Origin of the sequence: Pseudoalteromonas sp. GCY, assembly GCF_016695175.1 — a bacterium.
Taxonomy (GTDB): domain Bacteria; phylum Pseudomonadota; class Gammaproteobacteria; order Enterobacterales; family Alteromonadaceae; genus Pseudoalteromonas.
Window position 1 is genome coordinate 1,627,501 of the sequence record NZ_CP068023.1, and the last position, 11,457, is coordinate 1,638,957.

General features: G+C 46.6%; 8 protein-coding genes and 2 rRNA genes (1 of these 10 only partly in view). 2 read left to right on the forward strand and 8 right to left on the reverse strand.

Annotation, left to right across the window (positions count from 1 at the left end; genetic code table 11):
• Together JJQ94_RS12365 and rrf are read left to right on the forward strand one after the other, a co-directional pair.
• Positions 1-1,066: ribosomal RNA gene (locus JJQ94_RS12365) — 23S ribosomal RNA — on the forward strand (it extends 1,913 nt beyond the left edge of the window).
• 116 nt (positions 1,067-1,182) lie between these two features.
• Positions 1,183-1,296 (forward strand): 5S ribosomal RNA (gene rrf, locus JJQ94_RS12370).
• 364 nt (positions 1,297-1,660) lie between these two features.
• Here the strand turns inward: rrf and JJQ94_RS12375 are convergent.
• The 8 genes from JJQ94_RS12375 to JJQ94_RS12410 form a co-directional block, all read right to left on the reverse strand.
• The gene (locus JJQ94_RS12375) at positions 1,661-2,179 is read right to left on the reverse strand and encodes a hypothetical protein (RefSeq protein WP_099031043.1); all 519 of its coding nucleotides are present in this window, start codon (positions 2,177-2,179) and stop codon (positions 1,661-1,663) included.
• A gap of 89 nt (positions 2,180-2,268) precedes the next feature.
• Positions 2,269-2,493, reverse strand: a complete 225-nt coding sequence (locus JJQ94_RS12380) for a hypothetical protein (RefSeq protein ID WP_099031042.1) — start codon at positions 2,491-2,493, stop codon at positions 2,269-2,271.
• Complete coding sequence (locus JJQ94_RS12385) at positions 2,486-4,126, reverse strand: hypothetical protein (RefSeq protein WP_099031041.1); 1,641 nt, start codon at positions 4,124-4,126, stop codon at positions 2,486-2,488. The genes JJQ94_RS12380 and JJQ94_RS12385 overlap by 8 nt, the downstream gene beginning before the upstream one ends.
• The gene (locus JJQ94_RS12390; RefSeq protein ID WP_099031040.1) at positions 4,117-4,446 is read right to left on the reverse strand and encodes a hypothetical protein; all 330 of its coding nucleotides are present in this window, start codon (positions 4,444-4,446) and stop codon (positions 4,117-4,119) included. Before JJQ94_RS12390 ends, JJQ94_RS12385 begins: the two co-directional genes overlap by 10 nt.
• Entirely contained in the window at positions 4,434-5,246 is an 813-nt protein-coding gene (locus JJQ94_RS12395) for a hypothetical protein (protein ID WP_141557622.1), read from the reverse strand. Before JJQ94_RS12395 ends, JJQ94_RS12390 begins: the two co-directional genes overlap by 13 nt.
• 8 nt (positions 5,247-5,254) lie before the next feature.
• The gene (locus JJQ94_RS12400; protein WP_099031038.1) at positions 5,255-7,327 is read right to left on the reverse strand and encodes a hypothetical protein; all 2,073 of its coding nucleotides are present in this window, start codon (positions 7,325-7,327) and stop codon (positions 5,255-5,257) included.
• A gap of 2 nt (positions 7,328-7,329) precedes the next feature.
• Positions 7,330-7,689: a hypothetical protein gene (locus tag JJQ94_RS12405; protein WP_099031037.1), complete on the reverse strand. Its 360-nt coding sequence runs from the start codon at positions 7,687-7,689 to the stop codon at positions 7,330-7,332.
• On the reverse strand, positions 7,686-11,426 hold the full coding sequence (locus JJQ94_RS12410; protein WP_099031036.1) for a tape measure protein: 3,741 nt from the start codon (positions 11,424-11,426) through the stop codon (positions 7,686-7,688). The genes JJQ94_RS12405 and JJQ94_RS12410 overlap by 4 nt, the downstream gene beginning before the upstream one ends.
• Positions 11,427-11,457 lie beyond the last annotated feature (31 nt).

Consider the following 11,457-nt stretch of genomic DNA (forward strand, 5'->3'; position numbering starts at 1 on the left):
GTGCCGGAAGGTTAATTGATGGGGTTAGCTTAGGCGAAGCTCTTGATCGAAGCCCCGGTAAACGGCGGCCGTAACTATAACGGTCCTAAGGTAGCGAAATTCCTTGTCGGGTAAGTTCCGACCTGCACGAATGGTGTAACCATGGCCACGCTGTCTCCACCCGAGACTCAGTGAAATTGAAATCGCAGTGAAGATGCTGTGTACCCGCGGCTAGACGGAAAGACCCCGTGAACCTTTACTACAGCTTGGCACTGAACATTGACCCTACATGTGTAGGATAGGTGGGAGGCTTTGAAGCAGAGACGCTAGTTTCTGTGGAGCCGACCTTGAAATACCACCCTTGTAGTGTTGATGTTCTAACTTAGGCCCCTGAATCGGGGTTGAGGACAGTGCCTGGTGGGTAGTTTGACTGGGGCGGTCTCCTCCCAAAGAGTAACGGAGGAGCACGAAGGTTTGCTAAGTACGGTCGGACATCGTACGGTTAGTGTAATGGTAGAAGCAAGCTTAACTGCGAGACAGACACGTCGAGCAGGTACGAAAGTAGGTCATAGTGATCCGGTGGTTCTGAATGGAAGGGCCATCGCTCAACGGATAAAAGGTACTCCGGGGATAACAGGCTGATACCGCCCAAGAGTTCATATCGACGGCGGTGTTTGGCACCTCGATGTCGGCTCATCACATCCTGGGGCTGAAGTCGGTCCCAAGGGTATGGCTGTTCGCCATTTAAAGTGGTACGCGAGCTGGGTTTAGAACGTCGTGAGACAGTTCGGTCCCTATCTGCCGTGGGCGTTTGAGAATTGAGAGGGGCTGCTCCTAGTACGAGAGGACCGGAGTGGACGAACCGCTGGTGTTCGGGTTGTGATGCCAATTGCATTGCCCGGTAGCTACGTTCGGAACTGATAACCGCTGAAAGCATCTAAGCGGGAAGCAGGCCTCGAGATGAGTTCTCACTTTGACTTAGAGTCAACTGAAGGGCCGTTGAAGACTACAACGTTGATAGGCGAGATGTGGAAGTGCTGTGAGGCATTAAGCTAACTCGTACTAATTACCCGTGAGGCTTAACCATACAACGCCAAAGTGGTTTAAGCGACAGAAGTTAATAGACTAAAGTAGACAAAAGAATTTAATAAGCTTTTTCCGGATTTACATTGATGAGGGAGACTTCATTGATGAACAGAATTTCCTGGTGACTATAGCGTTTTGGACCCACCTGACCCCATGCCGAACTCAGAAGTGAAACAAAACAGCGTCGATGATAGTGTGGATTACCCATGTGAAAGTAGAACATCGCCAGGGCCAAATAAGAGAAACCCGTTGCAGCAATGCGACGGGTTTTTTGCTATGTGTGATTTGAAAACCTCGCGAGGTAAACTCGCTCCCACTCCCACCATAGTATCAGCACAGTGCAACATGGTAGGAGGTGGTTTATCCGCCGATGGCTTGACTTCCTGTCGATGATGGTGAAGAACACACATGTACATTAAAATCCGTTTCAACACTCGCTCCCAGCAGATACACAGCGTTAACTCCCATTGAAGTTTTGTATTCTTTCTTGATGCCGCGCGCGAAAACCTAGCTTGAATTGCGCGAAAACTGAGAATTATTACGTTTTTAGTATTTTAAAACTTCTTTCAAATGCTAAAACAGCCCTGTTATTGTTTTAGTAGGTAGGGTCGTGCTCGATTTTACAAATCGCTTGTGATTTTATAATCGAGTTTAGTTCTAGTTGATTACTTCTTACTAATTTAAGCTCCTTCAGCGCCTTGTTGTGTTCTTCACTGAATAATTCATAAGCTTTGTGCGGTATGTTGATTTCTGACTTTATGGCATAGATACTGATGCCCGCTGAAAGTATCATAGAAGCTATTGATATGCAGATAGCCACCATAGCTTTTCTATTGGCATCTTTTGAGGATTGTCTAGCTTCTTTAAGCTCTACATATTCCAAATACCTAAAGTGATCTTCTGCACTTGCGAATATTTTTACATCAGGGTGATTGTATGAAGTGTAGAATGCGCTGTGATTATGGAATAACACAGATTTATAGTTTATCAGCAGAACTAGTTGCTTTTTCTCAGTATCATTTAGTTGAACATGCTCACATAGCTCTTGGAAACTGAACTCTGTTTGCTTTGTTGCCCACTCTAATACTCGTATCATAAGGTTATCATCATTCATTTTTATTCCCAGCAGGTCCTTATTTCTAGTTAATGAACTTTAAACGATTGGCGCTTCTTCTCACAATAGAGTTTATAGAATTAATTATCTCAAACCTCTACCTCACTATACGGCAAGTCCGGTGCTTGCCCTGTAATGCGATCATTCTCTATATATGCAGAGCCTTCTTGAACACTATCACCCAGTACGCGGCTGGTTGTGCCGTCGCTGTGCTCTACGGTGGTAGTGCCATCATTATTTACTGTTAGCACTTTTACTATACTGCGCTGTGTGCCAGAGAGGACCGATCCGAGTCTGTTTAGTGTGTTAGACATTGCGTACCGCCTGAATTGTTTGATTTACCATAATCGCGCCTTGGTTACTGATACTGGCAGAGATAGCCAGTGAGTCCACCGTTGCCTTGTATAGCTCGTCTTCGAACCTTACACCTAACAACATCCCCGGTCTGATTGGTGGCAGATCAGCTTTGAGCTTGGTGCGAATGGTTGCGGTTCGTTTATTGCCACTTCTGGCAAGCTCACAAGTACCACGTTGACGCGCGGCTTGTACATCGGTGATTAGATTGTCTACGATGTCGCGAGCGTAATCAGTGGCAGGAGTATTTTGGCGCTTGATTTTACATGCAACGCCTTGTTGTTCACCCCTCACAAAAACAACGTTGTGCTCAGGCTGAATGGTGTCTCGTGTATTGTGCTCTAGTATTAGAGCATCATTGAGAATGACATCAGGCGTTGCTTGCTCAGTACTCCACGGGTTAACTGGCCACTCAGGCACAACTGAGACGGTTTTGATTGTATCGTTAATGTCCAATATCGCGCCAATACTGCTGGCCACTTTTAATAGTGCGGCCGCTGGCGTCAATCCTCGATACGAAAACGCCCCCTCTGGGATTGGGTAATCAATCATTTTGTTGTCTAACGTCCAGCCAGTGTTTTCGAGTATGTCGGTCATGATACCTGCGAGCGTCTTATCTACGGTGTTTACGTAATTACGCTCCCGCTGATACGGCGCTGCAAGCTCTGCAAACCTTGAGCGTATCGACGCGCTGTAGCTATTATTTGCAAATCGATTGCTTGTACTGGGTTGCTCGCAAATCACCACAAACTCGTAGCCATTAATGACTAGCTTTAACTGTTGGCCAATTGCACGCTCCATATCTATTCTGCTGCAAAACTTGATGTTGCCCGTTGCAGCAAACTGGCCACGTTGCCATGTAATGTTGATACTATTTATCAGTATTTTTAAATCATCACTTAGTCGATTACAGCTGATTGATGGTTGCATGATGTAATATCTCTGTATCTGTGGCTCTATGGGGATTTTGGAATCAATAGGGGGAATGTCATCATCGGAGCGAACTGGCCCGCCGGGTAACCCCCAGTAGCAGACTTTTTCTATTGGCATCATTTTAATAGTTACTCTAAACTCCGGACTAACTTGGGACTTGTTCAGCGACATCTTTATCGAACCAGCCTTGGGATGCTCCACTCGATAACAGATGTACTTTCTTTCAGCTAGCCCATAATAAATCACGTAGTTACTTTCATGGGTTGCTGTTTTACCTCGCCACTCTATGCAACTTTTAGCGCCGACTGATTTACCTTTTAGCCAAGAAAAGTCACGTTCAATTGAGTATTGTGCGCTTAAAGACCATCCAAATGAACACTCTTTCGTGCCACTTTTGGTTTGATTGAGGTAGTTGAAATATACATTATTGCCTATCGAGCCTGCTGACGATGAAATTAGTTGGTTGATAGTATCTATGTCTTGGGCTCTCCCAAATGCCAATGCTACGTTATTAGTAATGCTTTTCTGGCTAGATAAATTAAAATCCATCTCACAGGAAATGTACTCAATTACTGGGGTATCACCACCTCCAAATGTAATTGTTATTGGGGATGTTTTATTACTCGCTTGCTGAGCAAGCTTAATGACAATCACAGCCATACAACTTCAGGTTTACAGTTATCAACGGCCTCAGCCTCAAGATCCTGTTCATTATCTATTGCTATTAATAAGAACTCATTCAGTGGTCGGGCATTGTACGTTTTAATAACACACTCTTTATTTGTTGGACGAGCAGCGCCGATGAGTTTGTAGTTATTTGCTTTGTCATAGGCCAAAACCAATTCATTGCTATTCTCTCTCGACGTATCAAGCTTAATAGAAAAAACATAGTGGGCTGCACTATCTTTGGCTGGCAGATCTTCTCGACGTCCAATCAATCTTTCACTGCTTCCTATAAAGCGACGGCTTACTGTAAACATAAGTACACCTCACCATTGGCATGGCTATTCCAGCTGCCCGTTCTGTGATATTTAAAGAACTGATACCCCTCTATATTTAAGTCATTGATTGAGTTGAATAATGCACCAAACATTCCTGGGAAAAAGGCTTCAGTGCCGTCTATGGTAATGCCGCACTGGTAAATTAGATTCTTTTCGCCCACAGGCTTAATTTTAGAAACTTCCAGTATGTAATGGTTTGGTTTTAACTTAATAAACTCACGACCAGCCATCGCACGAATAAACATAGTGTGGTAGTCAGCTCCAAATGGAAATCCTCTATCCATTCTTGTGTCGTCCCAACCGTGGAACCCACCTGTTATACAATTGGGAGCCGCCCCTTTGCTGTCGAGGCTGCCTATAAATGCACAAATTCCGTTATCACTCAGGACGTAGCAGCAATACTCATTAGCTAAAATTGTCCAATTTGCACTGAGCTTAGGCATAGTTGGAACGCTATCAGGGGAGTACTTTGGGCCACTGGAATCAATATCAGGCATCCTATTAACGCCATCATTAATAGTGGTCATTGCATCGTAGCCGTGTATTGCTAGCCCTTTTGAGTAGTTCACGGCGGGATATACCTTAAAGAAGTAATCATCATTGGCTGTTTTCAATACGATACTATTTGTACTACTAAATGGGGCACTCCAGCCCGCAGGTGAGACCTCTCCATATCCATCTACTAACACCTTTTTTAATACATCAACCGTTCCAGCGTCTGAGTTATTACCACTCGGAGCACCAACGTCTGTGCTTTGGAATAATTTAAGTCGATTCATTGCCGAAATCATGAGTTACTGCCTCTAAATGCTAATGTTGATTTATCATATTGAATGTCACTGTGTCCTGGGCTTACCGAGCGTGTCAGCATAACTGGCTTACTTGCAGTGGTGGTTTCAAATAAAAACGCTTCGCCTGGGTTTAGCCCTGAGCCTAAAGCCTCTTTGCGTAGAACAAAAAATGGTGAACCTGCATTAGCATTAATGGGTGTGCAGTCGCTGGTAATGTCGCCGTTATAAATGGTGCCTACATGCTCGCCAACTACATAAAACGCAGTGGTGCTGGTAAATACTATTGCCCAACGCTGGGCAATGGTGCCAAGGTTGCTCAGCTCGATTGGGTATTGTGTGGTGTTGATCGCACTCGATGCCGGAGAGCCAAAATCACCAAAGTTATTTTGCCAGGCTGAGAGTGTCCGTTCATCTTTAGTCAGCGCTTGTAAGTCGCCGAGCACATAGGCGCTAGAAACGGTTGCGCCAACGTCATATGTTCGTTTAAGTGGTGAGAGTATTTTGAGCGTGTCGCCGTCGATTGCATCCACTAAGACCAACTCACTCAAGACGGTGGTTATGATGAACGGGCCAGAAAAGTTGGTAATGCCAGGCTTGATTGTGACTTTGCCTGTGGCTTTGTCATAGCTGTAATTGTCATCATTGGCGCTGTAGAGCGATAGCCCCTCATTATCAACGATATCTACCCAGTTAGCGTCAACGGTTACCGTTAATTCTTGGCCATCGCTCAGTGTTGCGTGTTGGGTCCGGTGACGGTCTTGCACGCACACAAGATTAAACTCATGAAATATTGGTACATAGCCGCCTTCCGGTAGTTTGCTGCGGTCAATGCCACCAGGTGGACTAGGCACATTGATAATAGTGAGTTCATCATAATCATAGGTAATAGATTCCTGCACCATATCTACTGCAAACACCAGTGAAACCGTGCCATTACTACTTACTGAGCCAGTTATATTAGTACCAGTGATGTTGCCGTTGTCATCGCTAGATGCACTATATTCAGTGCCTGCCTCAGACGTTGCGCGAATATAAATACTATTTCGAGCAAATGATTGAGACGGTAACGCAAATTCGATTTCTCGCAGTGAAAGTGGCTTTAACTGAATTAACGCGCCCAGTTCTTCGCTTACCGTCCCGCTATAATCGATTGGCTCTAACTCTGTAATTACGCCCGTATCATAATCAATCGTCGCGATAATGTAGCCAGAATGGATAAAGCGACCAGCGCCATCATCTGTGATTATTTGGCTAGAGCCGGATTTTTTTAGCTTAACCGTCCCTTTAACAATGGTTTCTGTCGCGCCTAATGTGATGTTTTGACTTGAGCCAAAAGAATGAAACCTAAAATCCAGCTTTGATAAGTAGTAGATCCAAAGAAAGTAACCGCTAGGCAAATATCTTCCTTCATACGTTTCCCCTGATACCACCGTGCCGTTGATAGTGTGCTGCTTCCAAAGAGAAAACCACGAATGCTCGCGCACAACAACTCTTGTGTAATCGAGCAATAAGTCTGGAATATCGATACTAAACTCACTTAAATTACCAAATGACTCAATCTTTTTGTATCGATATCCCGTTACATCACTATCGCTGTCCATCTGTGGTCTCAGTCCTTGTTTAGACTGAGTACGGGTAACACTTGGCGCTAAGGAGCGCTGCAAGTCTCGCACTCTTAGGTGCAGTTCGCCGCTTTGATATGGCGATGTTAAATGACTCAACCCGTGGTACTTGGTCGCGCTTGCAGTCATAAGCTCCAACATATCTTCAAGCAGTGAATCGTCGCGTAAATCTGGAGATTCAACCAGCAATGTGTGAACTAAAGGGTCTTCTGGTTGGTCGGAAATAAATACATGAGCCTTAGATAATTTTGTTGCATCATCCGTTGCCACAGCAGGGTAAAGCTTGACCAAATCAAAAGCGCTGCGTGCATGGTCGACGTCGCTGATTGAGCTAAATACATCATTTAGCTTTCCGCTTACCACCGCGTTGTTGGTGCGGTGGCCGCCTGCATTGGGGGCGCTGCCAAGCCGCTGGGGCTTAAATATTTTAAGGTGACTTCTTAACATGGTTACACCGTTTTTAGTCGTAAGGTTATGTTTTCAAAAAAATCAGGTGCTGCATCCGAGTAATAACTGACGGCGCTGCCCGTGACAGGCTTTTGGCTGTGGTCCCAAACCACGGTGTATACCGTGCCTCGTATCGATATATCAAACACGGTTAGTGTGGTTCGGCTATGGTCAAATAGTGCAATGTAGGCATTCGCTGCCTCCAGCACACTCTCAATTGTGATAGGCCGACCAGGTAGCAGCGTTTTTTCAATATGGGGCGCGCCGTTAATGGCGAGTTCCGTTTGCTCGGCAACGGCTTGATAATCGTGCTCATCTGTCCACACGGCGTGTGGTAGTTCTATGGCGTTAATTACTATCATTGGGCGTTACTCAATTGTTCAAGCTCTTCTAATAGTTGGTCTCGAATGGTGGTGTACAGCTCAGCAGTGTTGCCACTGGGTAATTTGAGTTCCAATACAATGCGTTTACCGGATTGCTGGCCTGTCAGTAGGGTTAGCAATTTATCGAGTTTGCCATTAACAGCATCACTCAGCGGGGAGCTATTGTTTGGCCTAGTCAGCACAGGGCTTGGGCTGTAATACTCAGTGTTTTCACGCGGTGTGATTGTGTTTGAGCGTGTGGGATTACGCTTGGCACTGGCAACTTGTTTGAGCGATTCACGCTGGCGGTCAATTAAATCTCGCAATGCGCGCTTTTGTTCGCCATCGATATAAACGAGCTGTTTAAATATCCGGTCATAAATTTTGGATAACTCTGACGTTGATGTGGATGCGTTAATTGCACGCTCAAACTGCGCGTACTGTTGCTGCTGCATTTTCTCGCGCTCGCGACGGGCGCGTTCGGCAATGACTTCATCACTTTCAAATCGATAAGCTGCACCGCGCCCAGTTTCGTACTTTTCCTGATAGTCCACTATCTGCTCAACCGTTGGGCGGTTGCGGTTTTGGTAGTTACTCATGCTGGTTGCAGCACGGTTGGCGCTTTGGCTTACACGCTCTAACTCTTCTTTTTGCTCGCGCAGGCTTTTTAGAGACCGCTCATTGGCCTTTGTTGCATCTTCAGTTGCGCGGGTTCCTCGCTTGGTTGCATCCGTTGCTGCATCCTGAGCACTCTTAAAATCACCGAGCAAGTTGTTTACCACAGACAAGATTTGGCTAACTCGGTCTTTTTTGTGCTGGTAGTCTTCAGCTGACAACGCACCGACTTGGTACTGTTGATTAACTTGCTCTAGCTCTTGCTCCAGTTTGCGCTGCTCAGAACTTAGCTGCTGCAAGCTTTTGGTTTCTAGCTCTCGTACGCGAGCTAGGTCGGATTCTTGCTCTATAACCAACCCTGTTTGATGGTTAAGGGCAGCTTGCGCCTTTCGCTTTTGCTCAGCGCTTGCAGTGGAGCTATCAAGTATCCTCTTGTGATTTTCCATTGCAGCTTTGGTTTTATCCAAAGCCGTAGCAAAGCGGTTTACTGCATCGCTATTAATGTCTGTGGCAGGCTTGAGTTTATTCGCAGCATTAACCAGTTTATCCAATTCAGCAGTTAAACCCAGTGCGGCCGCTGCGGCTTGAACGGACGCAGGCACAGTTTGGTCAGTTGCACTAGCAGCTTCAATTGCAGCTTGCGCCCACTTCAAAAATGCTTGCTGTTGCATAGCAACTGGTTCGTTGCTTTGTTGGAGTAGTTCAAACGCTCCTTGCAGCTTGGTAGCCGTTTGAGTGAGTGCGTCGGCGCTGGTGATACCTAGCTCTTTATAGGCTTTACTTACATCATTGGTCAGATATGCTTGGCGCTCTAGCGATTCACTGTGTGCTGTAAACTTCGTTTTTAATGAATCGAGTAACACTAGCTGTTGGTTATACTCTTCTCCAGCACCAGCGAGCGCGGTACGTGCCGACTCAATGGATTGGATAAAACCATCAACACCAGCGCGTACACCATTTAGGTTTTGCGCCTGTTGCTCTAATGTTTCGATCACACGCAGCGCTTCAGGTATGGTGAGCCTGAGCAATTCTTGGCGCTTGCGCTCTTCTTCAGCGGCAATGCGTGTGGCTTCGGCGAGCGCTTCGGCTTTACGTGCTGCGTTTTCATAGGCTCCGGTGGTTTCATTCATGACCAGCGTGCCAGCAGCCACAGCTGCTTCCACTTCTTCTAAACTGGTAACAAGAATGCCTGTGGTTGAGCTTATTAACTCAAGCTCACCTTTCAGTTTGGCGGCCTGTAGCTCGGCATTGCGCTGGCTTTCCGCGACGCCTGCTTCAGCAACTTTTAAATTTTGATACTCACCAATCAGGTTAATAACCTCATTGGTTAGCGCTAAATACACACCGCCTCGGGCAATCACACCAGCCACATTACGCCAGCGGTTTGCAGCAACGGTCGCAGCATTGGTGGCTGTTGTCGCTGCGGTTATAGCGGCTCTATAGGTAACAAATGCCCGGGTGGCACTCACTGCACCTGCCACAACACTACTAAAATAAGAGCCGATTTTAAGGGCCAGCCACGCTTTGGCTACAAATCCTATTTCTTCACGGTATTCATACAGCGTAGTGATGGTGTCTTTTATCGCTGTGCCGGTTGCCACAATGGTGTCGCTGATTGACTGCGCCCATTCTTGCAATCGGCCATCAGCTGCCATTGCTGCGAACTCTTTGTTTAGTTCGCCAATTTGGCCCTTGAGCCAATCCATCGCGCCAGACTTAGCGATGAGGTTATAAAACTGCTCCAGATTGTCTTTGGCGTTAGAGACTTGGCCGCTAAATAGTGCCATTTGTGCAGCCGCACTGCCTGTGCTGGTTCTGCCCATTTCATCAATCAGCTGCTTGATAACGTCACGGCCTAGCTGGCCTGCGCTACTTAACTTTTGTAGTTCCTGGACGTTTTTACCCGTGACCGTTTGCAGCATATCCCATACAGGAATACCACGTTCAACTAGCTGCAAAATCTCTTCACCTTGCAGTTTCTGTTTAGCCCAAGCTTGGCCAAGCGCAAGGCTTATTCCCTCAACCTCTTGAAACCCACCACCTAGCTTTAGTGCGCTGTCCGTGATGGATTGCAGCGTGCCGTCCATTGGGTCGAGGCCGAATGCCTTGAGCTTCACAAATGCTTGGCTAACTTCACCCATTTGTAGTGGCGTATTTTTAGTAAATTCAGTTATCCAGGCGCTGGCCTTTTCACCTTGGGCAATGCTGCCCATGAGACCATTCATTTGCACCTGGAGCTTTTCAAACTTATCGCCCGTTTCAAACACGGAGCGCACGGCTTGGCCAACTTGGTCTAACCCAAAGTAGGCAGCAGCAACCGCCGCGATTTGGCTTGCGACGTTACCCAGGCTTTCTGCATGTGCTTGTTGGGCAGCACTGCCTTGTTTTAGGTCTTGTGTAAACCCATCAACGGACTTACCAGCTTTAGCAAAGCCTGCGGCTAAATTACGCTTTGCAACGGTAAGGTCTTTAGTATCAATGCCTGAGCGTTTTAGCTCAGCTTGCAGAGAGTTGTGTTTGGTAATTTGCTGTGTCAGCTCAGCCCGCATTTGCTGCAAGTCTCGCTCTGCAAGGTCAATGCCTCGCGCAAGCTCTACAAATGGCGCAGTGGTATCTTGTGCTTGTTTTTGTAATAGGTCGAGTGCATGCGCGGCGGCAGCCGTGGCAATCTCTTGCTCTTCGAGTTCACGCTTCGAACGCTCAAAGGCACGGATAAGTTCTTGTTGATTGCCTAGCTCATCTATGACATCCGCAAGGACGCCTGCTTTTTGGCTCGCGTTCGTTGTAGCAGTGCCAACCTGATTTAAGTCGCCACTCAGCGCTTGGGTATTACTCGCCGTGGTTTTCGCTTTATCTGAAACGTCTCTGAGCGATTCACCAAGCTTAGCGCTTGCGGTAGTTGACGACGCTAAGTCATCGGCAAGTTCAGTTGATTGCTTACTCGTTTGCTTTGCAGCTTGGGCCGCCTCATCTAAATTCTGGCCGAGTTGGTCTGTGGCAGGTGCAGCATCATCTGCGCTTTGCTCAATACGGCGCAGCTCAGCAACTAACTGTTCAAGGTTTTGTTTGCCAGTGGCTTCGGCCACTATTCGGAGTGCAAGTTCAAGAGTCTTATTAGCCATTACAACCGCTCAGTTTGAAAATGAGTTTAAG

Bases quoted from the DNA above. Each gene is read 5' to 3' on its own strand.
- JJQ94_RS12405 (WP_099031037.1), bottom strand. From the start codon at position 7,689: ATGATAGTAATTAACGCCATAGAACTACCACACGCCGTGTGGACAGAT.
- JJQ94_RS12385 (WP_099031041.1), bottom strand. From the start codon at position 4,126: ATGGCTGTGATTGTCATTAAGCTTGCTCAGCAAGCGAGTAATAAAACA.
- JJQ94_RS12410 (WP_099031036.1), bottom strand. From the start codon at position 11,426: ATGGCTAATAAGACTCTTGAACTTGCACTCCGAATAGTGGCCGAAGCC.
- JJQ94_RS12395 (WP_141557622.1), bottom strand. From the start codon at position 5,246: ATGAATCGACTTAAATTATTCCAAAGCACAGACGTTGGTGCTCCGAGT.
- JJQ94_RS12380 (WP_099031042.1), bottom strand. From the start codon at position 2,493: ATGTCTAACACACTAAACAGACTCGGATCGGTCCTCTCTGGCACACAG.
- JJQ94_RS12400 (WP_099031038.1), bottom strand. From the start codon at position 7,327: ATGTTAAGAAGTCACCTTAAAATATTTAAGCCCCAGCGGCTTGGCAGC.
- JJQ94_RS12390 (WP_099031040.1), bottom strand. From the start codon at position 4,446: ATGTTTACAGTAAGCCGTCGCTTTATAGGAAGCAGTGAAAGATTGATT.
- JJQ94_RS12375 (WP_099031043.1), bottom strand. From the start codon at position 2,179: ATGAATGATGATAACCTTATGATACGAGTATTAGAGTGGGCAACAAAG.